Here is a 22,186-nt window from a genome sequence, read left to right as displayed (position 1 = left end):
GGACGTGAAGCTCCTACTGCTGCGGATAGTCGTTGGCGTAGGCGTCGGCGGAGGGGGTGACCGTCACGGTCACCGTGGGCGTCGGGGTCGGCTTGGGCTTCGGCGGCAGGACCTCGTCGCGCGGGTCCTTCTTCGGGGCCTGGACGACGACGCCGACCACGTCGAGCTTGGTGAAGCCGGCGAACGGCGTGACGTAGACGGTACGGGTCAGGTCGCCGCCGGAGGGGTCGACGCGGGAGACGACACCGACCGGGACGCCCGGCACGAAGGGCCGGTCGGCCTCGGAGCCGAAGGTGACCATGCGGTCGCCCTTCTTCACGTCCGCCTTGCCGTTGAGGAGTTGCACGCGCAGCGGCCGGTCGCCCTGGCCGGAGGCGAAGCCGAGTTCGTCGCTGCCCTCCATACGGGTGCCGACGGTGAAGTCGGGGTCGTTGGCGAGCAGCACGGTGGAGGTGCTGGGGCCTACGGTGGTGACGCGGCCGACCAGGCCGTCGGCGTTGAGGACGGTCATGTCGCGCTTGATGCCGTCGCTCGCCCCGGCGTCGATGGTGATGGTCCAGGAGAAGCCCTGGGCCGCACCTATGGCGATGACCTGGGCGCCCTTGATGCCGTACTGGCCGTCTCCGGCGAGCTTGAGCATCTTGTTCAGCTGGTTGAGGCGGCTGCGTTTACCGGCGTCGCTGCCGAGTTCGGCCTTGAGGGCGGCGTTCTCCTTCTCCAGCGCGGCGAGCCGGTCGTGGCGCTCGCCGGAGTCGCGGACCGCGGAGACCGCGTTGCCGACCGGGTTCACCGCGGCCGACACCCCGTTCTCGATCGGACCGAAGACGGTGGCGGCGGCCCGCCGGGCACCGTCCACCGGGGAGTTCTCCCCGCCGCGGATGTCCACCGTGATCAGCGCGAACGCGATGGCGATCAGCAGCACCAGGAGCAGCCGGCTCTCTTTCGTGTCCCTCACGTGCGGCGGCCGTGCCTTCCTCATAGGAACTGGGTGGCCCCGGCGAAGCGCGGTCTGCGCGCGCCATCCCAAGGGGCCCGCTTGCGGGAGCTTAAGCCTCTATATCAACGATCCGCCGCACGAGAAAAGATCATCTCGTACGGCGGAGTCGATGAGTTGTGTCATCTGCGCGGCTGCGCGTCCAGGACCTGCTGGAGTGCCTCGAACTCCTCGACGCACTTGCCCGACCCGAGCGCCACGCTGTCGAGCGGGTCCTCGGCGATGTGGATCGGCATGCCGGTCTCGCTGCGCAGCCGCTCGTCCAGGCCGCGCAGCAGTGCTCCGCCGCCGGTCAGGACGATTCCGCGGTCCATGATGTCGCCGGACAGCTCCGGCGGGCACTTGTCGAGGGTCGTCTTGACCGCGTCGACGATCGCGTTGACCGGTTCCTCGATCGCCCTGCGCACCTCGGCGGCCGAGATGACGACGGTCTTCGGCAGCCCGGAGACCAGGTCCCGGCCGCGGATTTCGGTGTGCTCGTCGGCGTCGAGGTCGTACGCCGAACCGATCGTGAGCTTGATCTGTTCGGCCGTCCGCTCGCCCAGCAGGAGGGAGTACTCCTTCTTGACGTGCTGGATGATCGCGTTGTCCAGCTCGTCGCCCGCGACGCGGATGGACTGGGCGGTGACGATGCCGCCGAGCGAGATGACCGCGACCTCCGTGGTGCCGCCGCCGATGTCCACCACCATGTTGCCCGTGGCCTCGTGGACCGGCAGGCCGGAGCCGATGGCCGCGGCCATGGGCTCCTCGATGATGTGCACCTGGCGTGCGCCGGCCTGGGACGAGGCCTCGATGACGGCGCGGCGCTCGACACCGGTGATGCCGGAGGGCACGCAGACGACGACCCGCGGACGAGCCAGATACCGCCGCTTGTGGATCTTCAGGATGAAGTAGCGGAGCATCCGCTCGGTGATCTCGAAGTCCGCGATCACGCCGTCCTTGAGCGGACGCACGGCGACGATGTTGCCCGGCGTGCGCCCGATCATCTTCTTCGCCTCGGCGCCGACCGCGAGGATCCCACCGGTGTTGGTGTTGATCGCGACAACGGACGGCTCGTTGAGTACGATCCCGCGACCCCTGACGTACACCAGCGTGTTGGCGGTCCCGAGGTCGACAGCCATGTCACGGCCGATGAACGACATTGAGTTCCCCATCAGGATTCGTCTGGCCTTCCCCGGGAGCTTTTGACAGCATTTCAGGTACGGCGAGGTGGGTGCTGTGACGTGAAGGCTTCCATCGTAGACGCGCCTGCACGAACACTGCGCGAGGGTCTTCGCCATTGTCAGCAGATGGCGTACCGCCTCGCTTGTGGAGACGGTCCATCGGAGGCACTCGTTCCCCCGATCGGCACGCCCATGCCACCGGGCGGCCGGGTTCGCGCGGCCGCCCGGGTCGGGCGAACAGCAGAGCTGACGAGGTGTCAGCCGGGGCGGGCCGGGGACAGCTCCGCGAGGGTCAGCCGCGGCCGGGGAAGAAGATCTTCACCTCGCGCTCGGCGGACTCCTCGGAGTCAGAGGCGTGGATCAGGTTCTCCCGGACGATCACGCCGAAGTCGCCGCGGATCGAGCCCGGAACGGCGGCGATCGGGTCGGTCGGGCCGGCCAGCGCGCGCACGCCCTCGATGACCCGCTCGCCCTCGACGATCATGACCACGACCGGGCCGGAGGCCATGAACTCCATCAGCGGCTCGTAGAAGGGCTTGCCCTTGTGCTCGCCGTAGTGCTGCTCCAGGGTCTCCGTGTCCAGACCGCGCAGCTCCAGCGCGGTGATCTGCCAGCCGGCCTTGCGCTCGATACGGCTGATGATCTCGCCGGTCAGGCCACGACGGACGGCGTCGGGCTTGAGGATGACGAGGGTGCGCTGGGTCACGGGTGGCTCCTTCACCTGGCAGATGTGCGGTGGGACGAGGTTACAGGGCGTGTCGCCGTTCCTGTCACGCAGCGTCAGCCGGAGGGCCGGCCTCGGCGGCCTGCGCGGCGAATCGGGCCTTGGCCTCCTCGATCTTCCGTCCGAAGTGCACCGATGCCCACCACAGGGCCGCGAAGACCGCGCCGAGGAAGTACATCATCGGCACGACCAGACCGGACGCGATCAGCGCCACCTGGAGCACCCAGCCGAGGACCACGCCGCTGGGCCGGGTCACCACGCCGCACAGCAGCAGGCACAGCAGCATCGCGATGCCGCTGACCGTCCACACCGTGGCCATGGACAGGCCGGGGTCCTTCATCGCGACCAGCGCGGCGAAGCCGATGACGAAGAACTCGCCGATCAGGGTCGAGGAACACAGCGTACGCACGAGAAGTCAGCCCCTCCCCAGGAGCAGTCGGGCCTCACCGACGGTGATGACGGAGCCGGTGACGAGCACACCGCCGCCGGCGAACTCGCCCTCCTCCTCGGCGAGCGTGATCGCGGCCTCCAGTGCGTCCGGCAGCCGCGGTTCGACCTGGACCCGGTCCTCTCCGAACACCTCGACGGCGAGGGCGGCCAGTTCGTCGGCGTCCATCGCGCGGTGGCTGGAGTTCTGCGTCACCACGATCTCCGCGAAGATCGGCTCGAAGGCCTCCAGCAGACCGCGCACGTTCTTGTCGCCGCTGGCCCCGACCACGCCGATCAGCCGGCTGAAGTCGAACGCCTCCTGGACCGCCTCGGCGGTCACCCGCGCGCCCGCCGGGTTGTGCGCGGCGTCCAGCACCACGGTCGGCGAGCGCCGTACGACCTCCATGCGGCCCGGCGAGGCGACGGACGCGAAGGCCTTGCGCACGGTCTCCGCGTCCAGCGGCTGGGCGCGCTGGGCGCCGACGCCGAAGAACGCCTCGACGGCGGCGAGCGCCACGGCGGCGTTGTGGGCCTGGTGGGCGCCGTGCAGCGGTAGGTACACCTCGGGGTACTCGCCGCCCAGACCGCGCAGGGTGAGCAACTGCCCGCCCACGGCCACCCGGCGGGCCACGACACCGAACTCCAGCCCTTCACGGGCGACCGTCGCGTCGACCTCCACGGCCTTCTTCAGCAACACCTGGGCGGCGTCCACCGGCTGCTGGGCCATGATCACGGTGGCGTCCTGCTTGATGACGCCGGCCTTCTCCCCCGCGATCTCGCCGGGCGTGGTGCCCAGGCGGTCGGTGTGGTCCAGGTCGATGGGGGTCACCACGGCGACGTCGCCGTCGATGACGTTGGTGGCGTCCCAGCTGCCGCCCATCCCGACCTCCACGACGGCCACGTCGACCGGCGCGTCGGCGAAGGCGGCGTACGCCATGCCGGTCAGCACCTCGAAGAAGGACAGGCGGTACTCCTGCGCGGCGTCGACCATCTCCACGAACGGCTTGATGTCCTGGTACGTCTCGACGAACCGCTCGGCGGAGATCGGGGCGCCGTCCAGGCTGATCCGCTCGGTGATCGACTGCACGTGCGGGGAGGTGTACCGGCCGGTGCGCAGTTCGAAGGCGCCGAGCAGGGCCTCGATCATGCGGGCGGTGGAGGTCTTGCCGTTGGTGCCGGTGATGTGGATGGACGGGTAGGACCGCTGCGGTTCGCCCAGGACGTCCATCAGCGCGGCGATCCGGCTGACCGAGGGCTCCAGCTTGGTCTCGCCCCAGCGGGTGGCCAGCTCCGCCTCGACCTCGCGCAGCGCCTTGTCGACCTCGGGGTCCTCCGGGCGCCCGGGGACGTCCGTCTGCGGCGGGCCGCCCTGCGTGCGCAGGGTGCGGCTGCCGGCCTCGATCACCGCGAGGTCGGGGTCGCGGGTGGTCTCGGCCTCGATGATCTCGTCGAAGGAGTCGAGGGGGTCGGGCTGACCGCTGTTGTCCGGGGGGAACTCACTCACGGGGCCAGTGTACGGAGGGCCGCTGACATACGTGGTCGAAGGCCCCTGGAGTCGAGTGGCTCCAGGGGCCTTCGTGCCCTGACGAACGAGAGGCCCTACGCCTGCGGCAGCCGCTCCAGCTGCGCGGCGATCCGTGCGATGTCCTCCTCGGCCTTGGCCAGGCGGCCACGGATCTTCTCCACGACGTTGTCCGGGGCCTTGGCCAGGAAGGCTTCGTTGCCGAGCTTCGCCGTCGCCTGGGCCTTCTCCTTCTCGGCGTTGGCCAGGTCCTTGGCGAGGCGCTTGCGCTCCGCCGCGACATCGATCGCCCCGGACAGGTCCAGCGCGACCTCGACACCCGCGACCGGCAGCGTCGCCGTGGCGGTGAAGGCGTCGCCCTCCGGCTGGAGGCGCAGCAGCTGGCGGATGGCCGGCTCGTGCGGGACCAGCGCCGTGCCGTCCAGGACCAGGCGGGCCGGGACACGCTGGCCCGGCTGGAGCCCCTGGTCGGCGCGGAAGCGGCGGACCTCGGTGATGACGGACTGGAGGGTCTCGATCTCCCGCTCGGCGTCGGCGTCCCGGAAGCCGCTGTCGGTCGGCCACTCGGCGACGACGACGGACTCGCCGCCCGTGAGCGTCGTCCACAGCGTCTCCGTGACGAACGGGACCACCGGGTGCAGCAGCTTCAGCGTGACGTCCAGGACCTCACCCAGGACCCGCTGGGAGACCTCGGCCGGCTCGCCGCCCGCCTGGAACGTCGTCTTGGACAGTTCGACGTACCAGTCGAAGACCTCGTCCCAGGCGAAGTGGAACAGCGTGTCCGACAGCTTGGCGAACTGGAAGTCGTCGTAGTACGCGTCGACTTCGGCGACGACCGAGTTCAGCCGGGACAGGATCCAGCGGTCGGTCGCCGACATCTTCGCGGCGTCCGGCAGCGGACCGTCCACCGTCGCGCCGTTCATCAGCGCGAAGCGGGTGGCGTTCCAGATCTTGTTGGCGAAGTTGCGCGAGCCCTGGACCCAGTCCTCGCCGATCGGCACGTCGACACCGGGGTTGGCGCCGCGGGCCAAGGTGAACCGGAGGGCGTCGGAGCCGTACTTGTCCATCCAGTCCAGCGGGTTGACCGCGTTGCCGAAGGACTTGGACATCTTCTTGCCGAACTGGTCGCGGACCATGCCGTGCAGGGCGACGGTGTGGAACGGCGGGGTGCCGTCCATCGCGTACAGGCCGAACATCATCATCCGGGCGACCCAGAAGAAGAGGATGTCGTAGCCGGTGACCAGGACGGAGTTCGGGTAGAACTTCGCGAGGCTCTCGGTCTGCTCGGGCCAGCCGAGCGTGGAGAACGGCCACAGGCCGGAGGAGAACCAGGTGTCGAGGACGTCGGTGTCCTGCTTCCAGCCCTCGGCCTCGGTGCCGGGCGGCTGCTCGTCGGGTCCGACGCAGACGACCTCGCCGTCCGGCCCGTACCAGACGGGAATCCGGTGGCCCCACCACAACTGCCGCGAGATGCACCAGTCGTGGAGGTTGTCGACCCAGTCGAAGTACCGCTTCTCCATCTCCTGCGGATGGATCTTGACGCGGCCGTCCCGGACGGCGTCGCCGGCGGCCTTGGCCAGCGGACCGACCTTGACCCACCACTGCATGGACAGGCGCGGCTCGACGGTGGTCTTGCAGCGCGAGCAGTGGCCGACGGAGTGGACGTACGGGCGCTTCTCGGCGACGATCCGGCCCTCGGCGCGCAGGGCGGCGACGATGGCGGAACGAGCCTCGAGACGGTCCAGGCCCTGGAAGGGGCCGTGCGCGGTGATGACGGCGTGCTCGTCCATCACGGTGATGGCGGGCAGGTCGTGGCGGCGGCCGATCTCGAAGTCGTTCGGGTCGTGGGCCGGGGTGACCTTGACGGCGCCGGTGCCGAACTCGGGGTCGACGTGCTCGTCCGCGACGACCGGGATGGAACGGTCGGTGAGCGGCAGCTTGATGAGCCTGCCGACGAGGTGGCGGTAGCGCTCGTCGTCGGGGTGCACGGCGACGGCGGTGTCACCGAGCATGGTCTCGGCGCGGGTGGTGGCGACGACGATGGTGTCGTCCCCGTCGCCGTACTTCATGGAGACGAGTTCGCCGTCGTCGTCCTGGTACTCGACCTCGATGTCGGAGATGGCGGTCAGGCACCGGGGGCACCAGTTGATGATGCGCTCGGCGCGGTAGATCAGCTCGTCGTCGTAGAGCCGCTTGAAGATGGTCTGGACGGCCTGCGAAAGACCTTCGTCCATGGTGAAGCGCTCACGGGACCAGGCGACGCCGTCGCCGAGGCGGCGCATCTGGCCGGAGATCTGGCCGCCGGACTCGCTCTTCCACTGCCAGACGCGCTCGACGAACGCCTCGCGGCCGAGGTCGTGACGGGACTTGCCCTCCTTGGCGAGTTCACGCTCGACGACGTTCTGGGTGGCGATGCCGGCGTGGTCCATGCCGGGCTGCCACAGCGTCTCGTGGCCCTGCATGCGCTTGCGGCGCGTGAGGGCGTCGATGAGCGTGTGCTCGAAGGCGTGGCCCAGGTGGAGCGAGCCGGTGACGTTCGGCGGCGGGATGACGACGGTGTACGGCGGCTTGTCGCTCTTCGCGTCCGCCTCGAAGTAACCCCGCTCCACCCAGCGCTCGTACAGCGGCCCCTCTACGTCGGCCGGCGCGTACTGGGTCGGCAGTTCGGTGTCGGGCGCTGGTGGCTGCTGCTGAGCGTTCTCGGTCACGGGGTCAGTTTAGAGGCGTCACGCCGCTGTCCCGAACCGCATTTGTTTCGTAACGGTGGCGACCCCGATGACATGGCATCGCCGTACCTGGGCCAGGATGTCAGGGACACATAAGCATCTGGAGGGGAACCCAGGAAATGAGCGACAACCAGCCGGGCCCGTACGGCGGGCAGCCCCAGCAGCCCGGGCCGTACGGCCAGCCTGGTCCCTACGGCCAGCCGCCGCAGGGACCGCCCCAGCCCGGCTACGGCTACCCCCAGCAGGCCCCTCCCGCCCAGCCGCAGCCCGGCTACGGCTACCCGCAGCAGCCCGGCGCCCCGGGCGTCCCGCCCCAGCCGAACCCGTACGGCCAGCAGCCCCCGTACGGCCAGCAGCCCTACGGCGCCGCCCCGCAGCCCCCGGCCGCCGGTGGCGGCGGCGGCAAGAAGACGGCCCTGATCATCGGCGCGGTGGCGGTCGTCGCGGCGATCGCGGTGGGCGCGTACTTCGTGTTCGGCGGGGGCGGCGGCGGCTCCAGCGTCGAGAACGACGGCCCGCACAAGCTGACGACGCCGGCGACGGTGCTGACGGAGTACAAGAAGTCCGACAGCGACAGCGACTCCTTCTCGCAGAGCGACATGAAGGACGCCGAGAAGTGGGGTGTGCACGGCCCCAAGGACGTCAGCGCCGGCTACCTGGCCGGGGACAAGGACAACCCCCTGAGCCAGAAGATGATCAAGTTCGGCGGCGTCTACGGCACGATCGACGATCCCGAGAAGACCGTCGACGCGATGTTCGCGCACATGAAGGACGAGTCCACGAAGGGCGACGAAAAGGACGTGACGCTGGTCGGCGAGCCGAAGGCGTACACGCCGGACTCGCTCGACGGCGCGGTCCTCAAGTGCCAGCAGGCCAAGGTCGACAACTCCACCGGCGGCGCGGGTGAGCCGAAGGAGATGAACATGACGATCTGCATCTGGGGCGACCACAGCACGCTCGGCGTCGTCATGCCGATGGACATCGCCGACATCGCGTCGGGCAAGACCGGCGACCCGGCGGCCGACGCCGAACTCACCGCCAAGTTCCGCAAGGAGGTCCGCGTCAAGGCCTGACGCCGGCCTCACGGACGAACCTGACGGACGAAGGGGCCCCGGTCGAATCGACCGGGGCCCCTTACTCGTTCCACTCGTTCGCGCGGCGGCGGTTACGCCGTCTTCTGCTCGCCCGGACCCCGGCCGCGCGCGTCGCGCGGGATCAGGGTCGGGTTGACGTTGGAGAGGACGACGTCGGCCGTGATGACCACGCGGGCCACGTCCTTGCGGGACGGGACCTCGTACATCACGCCCTGGAGCACTTCCTCCATGATGGCGCGCAGGCCGCGGGCGCCGGTCTGGCGGAGGATGGCCTGGTCGGCGATGGCCTCCAGGGCCTCGCGCTCGAAGTCCAGCTCCACGCCGTCGAGTTCGAACAGGCGCTGGTACTGCTTGACCAGTGCGTTGCGCGGCTCGACCAGGATCTTCAGGAGCGCCTCGCGGTCCAGGTTGTGGACCGAGGTGATCACCGGCAGCCGGCCGATGAACTCCGGGATCATGCCGAACTTGACCAGGTCCTCGGGCATGACGTCCTCGAACTGGTCCTTGGTCTCCAGCTCCCGCTTGGAGCGGATCGTCGCGCCGAAGCCGATGCCCTTGGCACCCGCCCGGCCCTCGATGATCTTCTCCAGGCCCGCGAAGGCGCCGCCCACGATGAACAGGACGTTCGTCGTGTCGATCTGGATGAACTCCTGGTGGGGGTGCTTGCGGCCGCCCTGGGGCGGGACCGAGGCCGTGGTCCCCTCGAGGATCTTCAGCAGGGCCTGCTGGACGCCCTCGCCCGACACGTCACGGGTGATGGAGGGGTTTTCACTCTTCCGCGCGACCTTGTCGATCTCGTCGATGTAGATGATCCCGGTCTCGGCCTTCTTGACGTCGTAGTCGGCCGCCTGGATCAGCTTCAGCAGGATGTTCTCGACGTCCTCGCCGACGTACCCCGCCTCCGTCAGCGCCGTCGCGTCGGCGATGGCGAACGGGACGTTCAGCATGCGGGCCAGCGTCTGGGCCAGCAGGGTCTTGCCGGAGCCCGTGGGGCCCAGCAGCAGAATGTTGGACTTGGCGAGCTCGATGCCGTCGTCACGGCCCTGCGCGCCGCCGTTCTCGCCGGCCTGGACGCGCTTGTAGTGGTTGTACACCGCGACGGACAGGGCTTTCTTCGCGGCCTCCTGGCCGACGACGTACCCGTCCAGGAACTCGTAGATCTCGCGGGGCTTGGGCAGCTCCTCCCAGCGCACCTCGCTGGCCTCCGCGAGTTCCTCCTCGATGATCTCGTTGCAGAGATCGATGCACTCGTCGCAGATGTACACACCGGGCCCTGCGATGAGCTTCTTGACCTGCTTCTGGCTCTTGCCGCAGAACGAGCACTTGAGCAGATCGCCGCCGTCACCGATGCGTGCCACGGTGTGCTTCCCCTTCGCCTGGGAGACGCCTACGTCCAGCGGCTCCTGGTGCTGCCTTATGTCGACGGTACCTTGCCGGGCCCCTCGTTCGGGCCCCCCTTGGCACGGTTTCGCTTTGACGTGCACCGTGCCAAGGAGTGGCAGACGATACTGCCTCCCGTCAGCGGACGGACGCGTTGTTCATCTTGCGGGTCGAGATGATCTGGTCGACCAGCCCGTACGACAGGGCCTCCTCGGCCGTGAGGATCTTGTCGCGCTCGATGTCCTCACGGATCTTCTCGATCGGCGTGGTGGAGTGCTTGGCCAGCATCTCCTCCAGCTGCGCGCGCATCCGGAGGATCTCGTTGGCGGCGATCTCCAGGTCGGAGACCTGACCGCGGCCGGTCTCGCTGTACGGCTGGTGGATCAGCACCCGGGCGTTGGGCAGCGCCATGCGCTTGCCCGGCGTGCCCGCGGCCAGCAGGATGGCGGCGGCGGAGGCGGCCTGGCCCATGCACACGGTCTGGATGTCGGGCTTCACGAACTGCATCGTGTCGTAGATGGCCGTCAGCGCCGTGAAGGAGCCGCCGGGGCTGTTGATGTAGACCGAGATGTCCCGGTCGGGGTCCATCGACTCCAGGCACAGCAGCTGCGCCATGACGTCGTTGGCGGAGGCGTCGTCGATCTGGACGCCGAGGAAGATCACGCGCTCCTCGAAGAGCTTCGCGTACGGGTCGTACTCGCGGATGCCCTGGGAGGTGCGCTCCACGAAGCGCGGGATGACGTAGCGGGACTCGGCCGTGGGGCCGTTGTACTCGGCACGCGCACGGTCGTAGAGGCCGCTGCCGGGGAAGTCGTTCACGGTGTCTCCTGGAAAGGGGCTGGGCGGTCGGCTGGGGCTGGCTGGGCTGCGCGGGGAGGTCTCGGACGCCCGCACGGGGCCGGGACTCCGCGGGAGCGGCTCAGGGGGCCTCCTGCGCCCCCTGGGAGCGGCTCAGGCCCCGGTGCCGCCGCCGCCCGGCATGCCGGCGGCCGTCGGGATGACGTCGTCGATGAGGCCGTACTCCTTGGCCTCGTGGGCGTCGAACCAGCGGTCGCGGTCGGAGTCGCGGGTGATCTGCTCGACCGACTGGCCGGTGTGGAAGGAGGTGAGCTCGGCCATGCGCTTCTTGGTGTGCAGCAGCCGCTCGGCGTGAATCTTGATGTCCGAGGCCGAGCCGGCCAGACCGGCGGACGGCTGGTGGATCAGGATCTCGGCGTTCGGCAGCGCGAAGCGCTTGCCCGGAGTGCCCGCGCTGAGCAGGAACTGTCCCATCGAGGCCGCGAGGCCCATGGCGATGGTCACCACGTCGTTCTTGATGAACTGCATGGTGTCGTAGATCGCCATGCCGGCCGTGATCGAGCCGCCGGGGCTGTTGATGTACAGGTAGATGTCCTTGTCCGGGTCCGCGGCAAGGAGCAGCAGCTGTGCGGTGATCTTGTTGGCGATGTCGTCGTCGACCGGCTGGCCGAGGAAGATGATCCGCTCGCCCAGCAGCCGGTTGTAGACCTGGTCGCCGAGGCCGCCACCGATGGAAGGCTCGCCGGCGGCGGAGGGCATCAGATTCGTCACGTATCCACCTGCTCGTCTTACGACGGCGCCGGGCCGTCTCACGTGTTCCTGCCAGGGGCTGGGGACTCCCCTGCCCCCGTACTCATGGACCCTAACGCGCGGCCCCCTTCGGCGAATCCCGCTGAGGGGAGTGTTCGCCGGGGGCGTAGCGCACGGTCCTCGGAAAAAGTCCTCGGAAACGGTCTTCGGAAAAGCGAACGGGCCCCAGGTCACCAACGTACCCGGGGCCCGCCCTCCGTGCGCATCCGTATGCCGTACGGATCAGGCCTCGGCCTTCTCCTCGCCCTCGCCCTCGGCGGTCTCGGCGGTCTCGGTGGCCTCGGCGGCTTCCTCTTCGTCGTCCAGGTCGACGATCTCGCCGTTGGTGTCCTTCACGGTCGCGGCCTCGACCACGACGGCCAGGGCCTTGCCGCGGGCGACCTCGCCGACCAGCATCGGAACCTGGTTCTGCTCAACGACCGCCTGCGCGAACTGGTCGGGGGACATGCCGGAGGAGGCAGCGCGCCGCATGAGGTGCTCGGTGAGCTCCTCCTGGTTGACGTTGAGCTTCTCCGTCTTGACCAGCTCGTCGAGGACGAACTGGGTCTTGATGCCCTTGACCGCGGCGTCGTGGGTCTCGGTGTCGAACTCCTCGGCGGTCTTGCCCTGGATCTCCAGGTACTTGTCGAGGGTGAGGCCCATCTGGCCGAGCTGGTGGTGCTCCAGGTTGTGCTTGCGGGTGTTGATCTCGTCCTCGAGCAGCTTCTCGGGGACCGGGACCTCGACCAGCTCGAGCAGCTTGTCCAGGACGCGCTCCTGGGCCTGCGTGGCCTGGTCGTACTGCTTCATGTTCTCCAGGCGCTTGCGGCTGTCCGCGCGCAGCTCCTCGAGGGTGTCGAACTCGGAGGCGAGCTGCGCGAAGTCGTCGTCCAGCTCGGGCAGTTCACGCGCGGCGACCTGGGTGACCTTGACGGTGACCTCGGCCTCCTTGCCGGCCGCGGAGCCGCCCTTGAGCTCGGAGGTGAAGGTGGCCTCGCCACCGGCCTCCAGGCCCTTCACGGCGTCGTCGATGCCGTCGAGCAGCTCACCGGAGCCGATGGTGTAGGAGACACCATTGGCGACGCCGTCCTCGAGGACCTCGCCCTCGACCTTGGCCTCCAGGTCGATGGTGACCACGTCGCCGTCCTCGGCGGCACGCTCGACCGGGGTCGTCGAGGCGAAGCGCTCACGCAGCTGCTCGACGGCCTTGTCGACGTCCTCGTCGGTGACCTCGACGGCGTCGACCTCGACCTCGATGCCGGAGTAGTCCGGGATCTCGACGGCCGGGCGGACGTCGACCTCGGCGGTGAAGTTCAGCGTCTCGCCGTCCTTCAGCTCGGTGATGTCGACCTCGGGCTGGCCCAGCGGGTTCAGCTCCGCCTCGTTGACCGCCTCGGTGTAGAACTTCGGCAGCGCGTCGTTGACGGCCTCCTCGAGAACCGCACCGCGGCCGAACCGCTGGTCGATGACGCGGGCCGGGATCTTGCCCTTGCGGAAGCCCTTCACCGTGACCTGCTGGTTGATCTTCTTGTACGCCGCGTCGAGGCTGTCCTTGAGCTCCTCGAAGGGCACCTCGACAGTGAGCCGAACCCGGGTCGGGTTCAGGGTCTCCACGGCGCTCTTCACGGTTCGGTCTCCTTGTGGCTGACTGCTTGGATTCTGCCGGGGCCAGATGGGTCCGGCGGATTTCGCCCCGCCCGGAGGAGTTCGCAGGCCCAGCAGGACCGGACACACGGGCGCGCAGTTTGCATAGTAACCGCAGCCACTCCGCGCCCCCAAAGGCGATCACACGTGGTGACGCCGACCGGCGGCCGGCGGATGGTCGGGGTGGCGGGATTTGAACCCACGGCCTTCCGCTCCCAAAGCGGACGCGCTACCAAGCTGCGCCACACCCCGTCTGGTGCGACACGTAGGGTACATGCCCGCAGGCAGTGCGGTCGTCGCATTCCGCGACCGCCGGAATCGCGCCGCCCGGCACGGGCCGGCGCCGGGCCGTGCCGGGCGGCGAGGCGGAAGCGGCTCGCGGGGGCCTCGCGGGACACCTCGCGGGAACGGAGTGTGCGTCGACGGCGCACGACCCGCTACGATGCCTTGTGTGCCGCGGTCGGCAGACCGACGGCGCCTTGCGTGCGGGCGTAGCTCAATGGTAGAGCCCCAGTCTTCCAAACTGGCTACGCGGGTTCGATTCCCGTCGCCCGCTCTTTACGGCTCAGGGCCAGGTCGGAGGAACAGTCCCCCGACCTGGCCCTGATCGTTTCCGGCACGCCGCTCGCCTGTCGACTGCCCGCTGCCCGCTGTCGGCTGTCGGCTGTCGGCTGTCGGCTGTCGGCTGTCGGCTGTCGGCTGTCGGCTGTCGGCTGTCGGCTGTCGGCTGTCGGCTGTCGGCTGTCGGCTGTCAGAAGCTCATCGTGTTGATCGTGTGCGCTATCGAGTTCAGGAAGCGGTCGATCGACGGCGCCATTCCGGTGGAGGCGAGGAAGAAGCCGAAGAGTACGGCGACGATGGCCGGGCCGGCCTTGATGGATCCGCCTCGGAGCAGCACCACCAGGATGATCGCCAACATCAGCACCACTGACAGTGAAATGGCCACAACTGATCACACCCTCGGTCGGTAGCTCTCCCGGCCCGCGGAAGCCAGCCCCGCGCACCCCGCTGGAACCATCGTGCCACCAACCCGGCTCCCGCATGCGGCGGCTGACGCATCATCGGCCAAGTCCCTCGTTCCGGGGACCTTTCCCGCTGGGGCGGGGTGCTTCTCGGGCCGTGCTTCGTACGGCATTTCGACGGCGGTCGCCGCGTCCGCCACCACCGGGAATTCACGGCGATCGGTTACATGTCATCCACGTGATGTTCGCAAGGAATTCGAATTGTTGCCCAAGACACGAACTCGGGTGTCAACTCATCGGGATGAGTCCGGACATGGGGGGTGACGCAGCCCGCGCGAACGGCTCCCGGGCTGTGTCGACCGTCACGCGTCAAGGCCCGCGAACTTCGTCAAATTCGCGATAGCCGCGGTGAATAGCGGCGCGTAACGGCGGCGCTTTTACGGAACCCCCAGGACGGCACTAGGGTGCCTCAGATGTTCCACGCCGCCCCTTCCCCAGGCCAGAACAGAACACCGCTCCCTCCGGCACAGGCGCCGGCCCCGGCAGCGCCGAGTCCGCACGGATCGGGCGAGCCGGACGGAAGACCCGGCAAACAGCGCGACGCGTTCTTCGACAACGCCAAATACCTGGCGATCGTGCTGGTGGCAGTGGGGCACTCCTGGGCGCAACTCAAGGGCGACAGCCGCGTCCTGCAAGGCCTCTACATGTTCGTGTACGCCTTCCACATGCCGGCTTTCATCATCATCTCCGGTTACTTCTCCCGCAGTTTCGACGCCCGGCCCGACCGGCTCAAACGGCTGGTCACCGGTGTCGTGGTGCCGTACGTCGTCTTCGAGACCGCCCTCTCCCTCTTCAAGCGCTACGCCGGCCACAGCCCCGACCAGGACATCAGCCTCCTCGACCCCTGGTACCTGACCTGGTTCCTGTGCGCCCTGTTCGTCTGGCGGCTGACCGCCCCGCTGTGGAAGCTGCTGCGCCGGCCGTTGCCGCTCGCGCTCGGTATCGCCATGCTGGCCTCGCTCAGCCCGGCCATCGGCAACGACCTGGACATGCAGCGGGTGCTCCAGTTCCTGCCGTTCTTCGTGCTGGGCCTGTCGCTGCGGGCCGAGCACTTCCGGCTGGTGCGCCGCCGTTCGGCGCGGATCGCGTCGGTGCCGGTGTTCGCGGCGGCGCTGGTCACCGCCTGGTGGGCGGTGCCTCGGATGAACGCCTCCTGGTTCTACCACCGCGACGCCGCGCAGGATCTGGGCGCGCCCTGGTGGGTCGGCCCGGTGATGACACTGGCGCTGTTCGGCTGCTCGCTGGTGCTGACCGCCTGCTTCTTCGCCTGGGTGCCGGGCCGCCGGATGTGGTTCACGGCGCTCGGCACGGGCACGTTGTACGGCTATCTGCTGCACGGCTTCGTCATCAAGGGCGCCGAATTCCGGGGCTGGTTCGACCAGGCCTGGCTGCACGGCCCGCTCGGCGAGATCCTCGCCACCGTCCTGGCGGCGGCGGTCATCACCCTGCTGTGCACGCGGCCCGTGCGGCGCGTCTTCCGGTGCGTGATGGAGCCGGAGATGAAGTGGGCCTTCCGGCACGACGCGGGCGAGCAGGCCCGCGAGCGCCGGGAGGCACCGCGGGCGCAGTGGGAGAAGTCCGGCTCGGTCAGCGCCTGAGAGAGCCGTCCGGGAGGCCGAGGAGCGCGCGCATCCGCGCGTACTTCCCGGTCAGTCGGTCGCGGGTGGTCTCGTCGAGGACCGCGAGGCGGACCGGGTCGGCGTTGTGCGCCAGGTCCGCCTCCTTGACCAGCAGCGCGCCGGGCACGGCGAGGATCCGCCGCGCGTACGCCTCCGGGTCCTCCCCCTCCCGCTTGGTGACCGCGCGCACGATGTCCTGTGTCCGACGGCTCAGCGCGGCCTCGCGCAGCCATCGTTCGGACAGGACGCCGTCCTCCACGGAGTCGTGCAGCCAGGCCGCCGCGATCTGCTCGGTGTCACCGCCCCGGGCCCGCACGCCCTCGGCGACGGCTCGCAGGTGCTCGGCGTAGGGCCGGCCCGCCTTGTCGGTCTGCCCCTCGTGGGCGGCCCGGGCGACCGCCTCGGCCTCGGCCAGGGACAGGGTGCGCGGGGTGCGGGGCGTGTCGGTCACGTGCCCAGTGTGTCAGCGTGCCGCCAGGGCCGTGGGGCCTTCGCGGCAGATCAGGAGCAGGGCACGGTCGTCGTTGACGTCCTTGGCCACCGCCTCGATCAGGTGCCAGGCGGCGCCGTGGAAGCCGCCGGCGACGTACCGGTCGGCCTCGCCGGTGAGGCGGTCGATGCCCTCGACGATGTCGCGTTCGGCCGTCTCCACCAGGCCGTCGGTGAACAGCATCAGGACGTCCCCGGCGCGCAGGGAGCCCTTGACCGGGTCGAACTGGGCGCCGTCGTACACGCCGAGGAGCGGGCCCTCGGCGGCCTTCTCCTCCCAGCGGCCGCTGCCCGCGCTGAGCTGGAGGCCCGGCGGGTGGCCCGCGGAGTACAGCTCGTAGTCGCCGGAGTCCAGGTCGAGCACCAGGTGGATGGAGGTCGCGAAGCCCTCGTCCCAGTCCTGGCGCAGCAGGTAGCCGTTGGCGGCGGGCAGGAACGCGTGCGGGGGCAGGCTGCCGAGCAGACCGCCGAACGCGCCCGACAGCAGCAGCGCCCGCGAACCCGCGTCCATGCCCTTGCCGGACACGTCCGTGAGCACGACCTCCAGGGTGCGGCCGCCGTTCGTCCGGGCCGCGACCACGAAGTCGCCGGAGAAGGACTGGCCGCCGGCCGGACGCAGCGCCATCTCGTGGTGCCAGCTGTCGGGCAGCTGCGGCAGCTTGCTCTGGACGCGGATGCGTTCGCGCAGGTCGAACAGCATGGTGCCGCCGCGCCGCCAGGGCACGCCGACCCGGCTGCGGAACTGGGCGATCAGCAGCCCGAAGAAGCCGCAGGCGGCGACCACGAGCACCACGCCCGGGGTCACCCGGGACGGGCCCTCGGTGTACGGGCCGAGCCGCACCGACTCCACGATCAGCGCCGTGGCCGCGGTGGCGTACAGGCCGAGCAGGCTCGCCGGGCGCAGCAGCAGCCCGCCGGCGACGATGGGCAGCACCAGCGCGACCGGCGAGAACCACACCGAGTTGGCGAGCGTCAGCACCAGGATCAGCGGGATGGTCAGCAGCAGACCGCCGAGCGCGATCCAGTCCGAGCCGTCCCCGCGGAAGTAGTCGACGGCGGCTCTGCGCACGCCGACGCGGGCCCGGTGCCACTGCATCTTCAACCGGGCCGTGAACGTCTCGGCTTCCGCGCGCCGCTGTCGTCCTGCTGCCATTAGTTGGGGACCCTATCCATCCGACCTGACGCTTGGCACGGGAGGTCCCACTTGTCCCCCGTCCGAGGCTCGGATTCACAGTGAACTTCACCGGCGGCCGTCTCGCTGCCACCTGGACGAAATTCGTTCGCAGGGTCCGTGGCGCGCTGGTAGGCATGGCGCATGGCGACTGAGCGTGCAACCAGGCCGAGGGTGCTGCGGCGGGACGAGTGGGACCACTGGTACGACAATCTGGTCCGCGCCTTCGGCGGGGTCCCGGAGCCGGACGAGGAGCGGGAGGCGTGGAACTCCCTGACCGAAGTGGACCGTTCCCTGGGTGTCTGGGACGGGGACGCGTGCGTGGGCACGGCGGGGGCGTTCAGCTTCCGGATCACCGTGCCGGGCGGCGGCCTGCTGCCGGCGGCCGGCGTCACCATGGTGAGCGTGGCCGCCACGCACCGGCGACGCGGTGTGCTGACGTCGATGATGCGGCGGCAGTTGGACGACGTGCGCTCGTGGGGCGAGCCGCTGGCGGTGCTGACCGCCTCCGAGCCGGCGATCTACGGCCGCTTCGGCTACGGCGCGGCGGCCTTCGAGCTCGGCGCCGAGATCGACACCGACCGGACCGGTCTGACGGTCCCGGCCGGCACGGACGACATACGCGTGCGGTACGCGGCACCCGCGGACGTGCTCGACGACTGCGAGGCGGTCTACGCGCGGCTGGTGCCCGGCCGGCCCGGGATGCTGGCCCGGCAGCCCGGCTGGGGGCGGGTGGCGCTGATCGACCCGGAGAGCGCGCGGAACGGCGCCTCGCCGCTGCAGTGCGTGGTCGCCGAGCGGGCCGGCGAGGTCACGGGGTACGCCCGCTACCGGGTCAAGCCGGGCTGGGGGACCGGCGGGCACGAGGGCACGGTGTACCTGAGCGACCTGGCCGCGCTGGACCCGGCGAGCGACGCCGCGCTGTGGCGCTTCCTGTTCGGCATCGATCTGACCTCGACGCTGGTCGTGCGGGAGCGGCCGGTCGACGACGCCTGGCAGTACCTGGTGTCCGACATCCGGCGGTGCCGGCCGCGGCTGCGGGACGCGCTGTACGTGCGGCTCGTGGACGTGGGGGCGGCACTGGCCGCGCGGACCTACCAGACGCCGGTGGACGTGGTGGTGGAGGTGGCGGACGACTTCTGCCCCTGGAACGCCGGGCGGTGGCGGCTGACCGGGGACGCGAAGGGCGCGTCCTGCGAGCGGACCTCGGACGCGGCGGAACTCTCCTTGTCCGTACGGGAGTTGGGGGCGGTGTACCTCGGCGGCGTGCCGCTGGCCGGGCTCGCGGCGGCCGGACGGGTGCGGGAGCTGCGGAGCGGGGCGCTGGCTCAGGCGTCGGTGGCGTTCGGCTCGGCGGTGGCGCCGTGGCTGCCGCACGGGTTCTGAGCCGGGCGTCTCATCCGGCCTTCTTCTGAGCCGGGCGTCTCATCCGGCCTTGGCGGGCTGCTGGCAGGTGGGGCACCAGAAGAGGTTGCGGGCGGCGAGGTCGGCGGTGCGGATGTCCGTGCCGCAGACGTGGCAGGGCAGGGCGGCCCGGCGGTAGACGTACACCTCGCCGCCGTGGTCGTCGACGCGGGGCGGACGGCCCATGGCCTCGGGGGTGTGCTCGGGGCGGACGGTGTCGATGCGGTTGTTGCGGACGCCCTCGCGCATGAGGGCGACGAGGTCGGCCCAGATGGCGTCCCACTCGGCCGGAGTGAGGTCCCTGCCCGAGCGGTAGGGGTCGACGCGGTGCCGGAAGAGCACCTCGGCGCGGTAGACGTTGCCGACGCCCGCGACGACCTTCTGGTCCATCAACAGGGCGGCGACGGTCGTACGGCTGCGGCGGACGCGGGCGTAGGCCCGGTCGGGGTCGGCGTCGGGGCGCAGGGGGTCGGGGCCGAGGCGGTCGTGGACGGCCTGCTTCTCGGCGTCGGTGATCAGGGCGCAGGTGGTGGGGCCGCGCAGGTCGACGTACGAGGTGGCGTTGGCGAGGCGGAGGCGGACGGTGTCCGTGGGCGGGGGTGCGGGGGCGTCGCCGAAGGTGACCTTGCCGAAGAGGCCGAGGTGGATGTGGATCCAGTCGCCGTCGCGGAAGCGGAGGAAGAGGTGTTTGCCGTGGGCTTCCGTGCGGGTGAGCTCCGCTCCGGTGAGCAGGGTGGCGGAGGTGGAGAACTTGCCCTGGGGGCTGGTGACGTGGGCCTGCCGGCCGGAGAAGTGGGTGGCGTAGTCCTGTGCGAGGCGGTGGATGGTGTGCCCCTCTGGCACGGGTGTCCCTTTCTTGCGGTTTTTTGCCCGCCCGCCCGTCTCGGTGGGTGAAAGGACACCCAGGCCTGGGGCTCAGCCCCAGGCCCCGCGGGGACTCCGTCCCCTGCGCCCCTGGCCGGGAGACCGCCGGCAGTGCTCTGCCGGGGCCCCGGCCTGTGGCGGTGGTGGGGGCGGCTACTGCTGGGGGTGGTGGGCCGGGATCGGGGGGAGGTCGCCCGTCGATTCGTAGGCCGTGAGCATGTCGATGCGGCGGATGTGGCGCTCGTCACCGGAGAAGGGGGTGCCGAGGAAGGTCTCGACGAACTTCGTCGCCTCCTCCGTGGTGTGCATGCGCGCACCCACCGCGACGACGTTCGCGTTGTTGTGCTGGCGGCCGAGGGAGGCCGTCTCCTCGCTCCAGGCGAGAGCCGCGCGCACGCCCTTGACCTTGTTCGCCGCGATCTGCTCGCCGTTGCCGGAGCCGCCGATCACGATGCCGAGGGAGTCGGGGTCCGCGGCCGTGCGCTCCGCCGCGCGCAGGCAGAAGGGCGGGTAGTCGTCCTGGGCGTCGTAGATGTGCGGTCCGCAGTCGACGGGCTCGTGACCCGCCGCCTTGAGCCACTCGACGAGGTGGTTCTTGAGTTCGAAGCCCGCATGGTCGGAGCCGAGATACACGCGCATGGTCCGAGTGTGACATGGCGGAATGCGGACGGCAGCGCCGGGGTCAGTGCATTATCACATCCGCAAGAAGAAAGTGACTAATCTTTCAAAGCTCAAAGAAACCTCAAGTAACAATTACATTTCGAAGGTTCACGGATTCCATTGCCTCCGTTTCACTGGACCATCTCGTACGCCGCTCGTACGGGGAACCGCTCCACCAGAGCAAAGGAATTCCCCCCATGACTTCGGGACTCCAGGCCGGTCTCAAGAACCGCCATCTGTCGATGATCGCCATCGGCGGCGTCATCGGCGCCGGTCTCTTCGTCGGTTCCAGCTCGGCCATCGCCACCGCCGGGCCGGGCATTCTTCTCTCCTACGCCCTCGTCGGCACGCTCGTCGTCCTCGTGATGCGCATGCTGGGCGAGATGTCCGCCGCCAACCCCACCTCCGGCTCCTTCTCCGCGCACGCCGACCGCGCGCTCGGGAGCTGGGCCGGGTTCTCCATCGGCTGGCTCTACTGGTTCTTCTGGGTCGTCGTGCTGGCCGTGGAGGCGACGGCGGGCGCCAAGATCCTCTCCGGCTGGGTACCGGCCGTGCCCCAGTGGGGCTGGGCCCTCATCGTCATGGTGGTGCTGACCGCCACCAACCTGGTGTCCGTCGGCTCCTACGGCGAGTTCGAGTTCTGGTTCGCCGGGATCAAGGTCGTGGCGATCGGCGCGTTCATCGTCGTCGGCGCGCTCGCGATCTTCGGCGTGCTGCCCGGCGTGCACAGCGACAAGGCGGGGCTCAGCAACCTCACCGCCCACGGCGGGTTCCTGCCGCACGGGCCCGGCGCCATCCTCACCGGTGTCCTGCTCGTCGTCTTCTCCTTCATGGGCAGCGAGATCGCCACCCTCGCGGCGGGCGAGTCGGAGGACCCGCAGCGCGCCGTCACCAAGTCGACCAACAGCATCATCTGGCGCATCGGCGTCTTCTACCTCGGTTCCGTCCTCGTCGTGGTCGCCCTGCTCCCCTGGAACGACAAGTCGATCGCCGAGAAGGGCTCCTACGTGGCCGCCCTCGACTCCCTCGGCATCGCGCACGCCGGTCAGATCATGAACTTCATCGTGCTGACCTCGGTGCTCTCCTGCCTCAACTCCGGCCTCTACACCGCCTCCCGGATGGCCTTCTCGCTCGGCGAGCGCGGGGACGCGCCGAAGGCGTTCGCGCGGACCACCCGCCGCGGTGTGCCGATGGCCGCGATCGTCTCGTCGGTCGTGTTCGGCTTCGTCGCGGTGTTCTTCAACTACCGGTTCCCGGACTCGGTGTTCCTCTTCCTCGTCAACTCCTCCGGCGCGGTCGCCCTGTTCGTCTGGCTGGTGATCTGCTTCTCGCAGCTGCGGATGCGGAAAATCATCCAGCGGGAGGCGCCGGAGAAGCTGGTCGTGAAGATGTGGCTGTACCCGTATCTGACGTGGGCGGCCGCCGCGCTGATCGTCTTCATCTTCGTCTACATGCTGACCGACACCGAGCACGACGGCCGCGAGACGGTGCTGCTGTCGCTGCTGGTCGCGGCGATCGTGCTGGCGATCTCCCTCGTCCGGCACAAGCTCGGACGCGGCCGTACGGCGGACACGGGCCCGGCCGCCGAGGAGATGGACAAGGTCCCGGTCGGCTGACGACGCCCGGACCACCGGAAGAGGCCCGGGGGGGGGGGGGGTGGTGGGGGTATAACCACGGGGGGGTTTTTCTTTTTT

At 69.7% G+C, this 22,186-nt stretch carries 19 protein-coding genes and 2 tRNA genes; 5 read left to right on the top strand and 16 right to left on the bottom strand.

Annotated elements, in window-relative coordinates; all coding sequences use genetic code 11:
• Positions 1-13 precede the first annotated feature (13 nt).
• The 6 genes from mreC to ACTYVM_RS04055 all read right to left on the bottom strand — a co-directional run bounded on the left by mreC (position 14) and on the right by ACTYVM_RS04055 (position 7,540).
• Positions 14-955: a rod shape-determining protein MreC gene (gene mreC / locus ACTYVM_RS04080; RefSeq protein WP_400025175.1), complete on the bottom strand. Its 942-nt coding sequence runs from the start codon at positions 953-955 to the stop codon at positions 14-16.
• A 161-nt stretch (positions 956-1,116) separates the two neighbouring features.
• Entirely contained in the window at positions 1,117-2,136 is a 1,020-nt protein-coding gene (locus ACTYVM_RS04075) for a rod shape-determining protein (protein WP_400025174.1), read from the bottom strand.
• 313 nt (positions 2,137-2,449) lie between these two features.
• Positions 2,450-2,863, bottom strand: a complete 414-nt coding sequence (gene ndk, locus ACTYVM_RS04070; protein WP_400025172.1) for a nucleoside-diphosphate kinase — start codon at positions 2,861-2,863, stop codon at positions 2,450-2,452.
• Positions 2,864-2,927: 64 nt separating this feature from the next.
• Positions 2,928-3,290, bottom strand: a complete 363-nt coding sequence (locus ACTYVM_RS04065; protein WP_445524583.1) for a DUF4233 domain-containing protein — start codon at positions 3,288-3,290, stop codon at positions 2,928-2,930.
• 6 nt (positions 3,291-3,296) lie between these two features.
• Positions 3,297-4,814, bottom strand: coding sequence for a bifunctional tetrahydrofolate synthase/dihydrofolate synthase (folC, locus tag ACTYVM_RS04060; RefSeq protein WP_445524582.1), 1,518 nt, complete (start codon positions 4,812-4,814; stop codon positions 3,297-3,299).
• Between the two features lie 95 nt (positions 4,815-4,909).
• Complete coding sequence (locus tag ACTYVM_RS04055) at positions 4,910-7,540, bottom strand: valine--tRNA ligase (RefSeq protein WP_445524581.1); 2,631 nt, start codon at positions 7,538-7,540, stop codon at positions 4,910-4,912.
• Positions 7,541-7,677: 137 nt separating this feature from the next.
• On the opposite strand from ACTYVM_RS04055, the gene ACTYVM_RS04050 reads away from it, so the two are divergent.
• Positions 7,678-8,631 carry a hypothetical protein gene (locus ACTYVM_RS04050; protein ID WP_445524580.1) on the top strand — a complete coding sequence of 318 codons (954 nt, stop codon included), beginning with the start codon at positions 7,678-7,680 and terminating at the stop codon, positions 8,629-8,631.
• Positions 8,632-8,723: 92 nt separating this feature from the next.
• On the opposite strand, the gene clpX is transcribed toward ACTYVM_RS04050, so the two are convergent.
• The 5 genes from clpX to ACTYVM_RS04025 form a co-directional block, all read right to left on the bottom strand.
• Positions 8,724-10,010 (bottom strand): ATP-dependent Clp protease ATP-binding subunit ClpX, encoded by a 1,287-nt coding sequence (gene clpX / locus ACTYVM_RS04045; RefSeq protein WP_445524579.1) that lies wholly within the window; start codon positions 10,008-10,010, stop codon positions 8,724-8,726.
• 160 nt (positions 10,011-10,170) lie between these two features.
• The gene (locus tag ACTYVM_RS04040) at positions 10,171-10,851 is read right to left on the bottom strand and encodes an ATP-dependent Clp protease proteolytic subunit (RefSeq protein ID WP_400025164.1); all 681 of its coding nucleotides are present in this window, start codon (positions 10,849-10,851) and stop codon (positions 10,171-10,173) included.
• Positions 10,852-10,983: 132 nt separating this feature from the next.
• On the bottom strand, positions 10,984-11,589 hold the full coding sequence (locus ACTYVM_RS04035) for an ATP-dependent Clp protease proteolytic subunit (protein WP_199836507.1): 606 nt from the start codon (positions 11,587-11,589) through the stop codon (positions 10,984-10,986).
• 273 nt (positions 11,590-11,862) lie between these two features.
• Positions 11,863-13,245: a trigger factor gene (gene tig, locus ACTYVM_RS04030; RefSeq protein ID WP_445524578.1), complete on the bottom strand. Its 1,383-nt coding sequence runs from the start codon at positions 13,243-13,245 to the stop codon at positions 11,863-11,865.
• Between the two features lie 193 nt (positions 13,246-13,438).
• Positions 13,439-13,515: transfer RNA gene (locus tag ACTYVM_RS04025), tRNA-Pro, on the bottom strand.
• A gap of 233 nt (positions 13,516-13,748) precedes the next feature.
• Between ACTYVM_RS04025 and ACTYVM_RS04020 the strand changes: the two genes are divergently transcribed.
• Positions 13,749-13,819, top strand: a tRNA-Gly gene (locus ACTYVM_RS04020).
• A 195-nt stretch (positions 13,820-14,014) separates the two neighbouring features.
• On the opposite strand, the gene ACTYVM_RS04015 is transcribed toward ACTYVM_RS04020, so the two are convergent.
• The gene (locus ACTYVM_RS04015) at positions 14,015-14,209 is read right to left on the bottom strand and encodes a hypothetical protein (protein ID WP_400025161.1); all 195 of its coding nucleotides are present in this window, start codon (positions 14,207-14,209) and stop codon (positions 14,015-14,017) included.
• A gap of 489 nt (positions 14,210-14,698) precedes the next feature.
• On the opposite strand from ACTYVM_RS04015, the gene ACTYVM_RS04010 reads away from it, so the two are divergent.
• Complete coding sequence (locus ACTYVM_RS04010; RefSeq protein ID WP_445524577.1) at positions 14,699-15,883, top strand: acyltransferase family protein; 1,185 nt, start codon at positions 14,699-14,701, stop codon at positions 15,881-15,883.
• On the opposite strand, the gene ACTYVM_RS04005 is transcribed toward ACTYVM_RS04010, so the two are convergent.
• Entirely contained in the window at positions 15,873-16,355 is a 483-nt protein-coding gene (locus tag ACTYVM_RS04005; protein WP_445524576.1) for an HD domain-containing protein, read from the bottom strand. The genes ACTYVM_RS04010 and ACTYVM_RS04005 overlap by 11 nt on opposite strands.
• Positions 16,356-16,367: 12 nt before the next feature.
• Positions 16,368-17,546: a SpoIIE family protein phosphatase gene (locus tag ACTYVM_RS04000; RefSeq protein ID WP_445524575.1), complete on the bottom strand. Its 1,179-nt coding sequence runs from the start codon at positions 17,544-17,546 to the stop codon at positions 16,368-16,370.
• Positions 17,547-17,708: 162 nt separating this feature from the next.
• On the opposite strand from ACTYVM_RS04000, the gene ACTYVM_RS03995 reads away from it, so the two are divergent.
• Positions 17,709-18,950 (top strand): GNAT family N-acetyltransferase, encoded by a 1,242-nt coding sequence (locus tag ACTYVM_RS03995; RefSeq protein WP_445524574.1) that lies wholly within the window; start codon positions 17,709-17,711, stop codon positions 18,948-18,950.
• Between the two features lie 39 nt (positions 18,951-18,989).
• On the opposite strand, the gene ACTYVM_RS03990 is transcribed toward ACTYVM_RS03995, so the two are convergent.
• Positions 18,990-19,811, bottom strand: a complete 822-nt coding sequence (locus ACTYVM_RS03990) for an Fpg/Nei family DNA glycosylase (RefSeq protein ID WP_445524573.1) — start codon at positions 19,809-19,811, stop codon at positions 18,990-18,992.
• Between the two features lie 174 nt (positions 19,812-19,985).
• Positions 19,986-20,471 carry a ribose-5-phosphate isomerase gene (locus ACTYVM_RS03985; protein WP_141360894.1) on the bottom strand — a complete coding sequence of 162 codons (486 nt, stop codon included), beginning with the start codon at positions 20,469-20,471 and terminating at the stop codon, positions 19,986-19,988.
• 218 nt (positions 20,472-20,689) lie between these two features.
• Between ACTYVM_RS03985 and ACTYVM_RS03980 the strand changes: the two genes are divergently transcribed.
• Complete coding sequence (locus ACTYVM_RS03980; protein WP_445524572.1) at positions 20,690-22,108, top strand: amino acid permease; 1,419 nt, start codon at positions 20,690-20,692, stop codon at positions 22,106-22,108.
• Positions 22,109-22,186: the final 78 nt, after the last annotated feature.

The sequence above is a fragment of the Streptomyces cyslabdanicus genome (assembly GCF_052663305.1).
The sequence above is the reverse complement of the archived record's forward strand: the minus strand, read 5'-3'. Positions and strand labels throughout refer to the sequence as shown.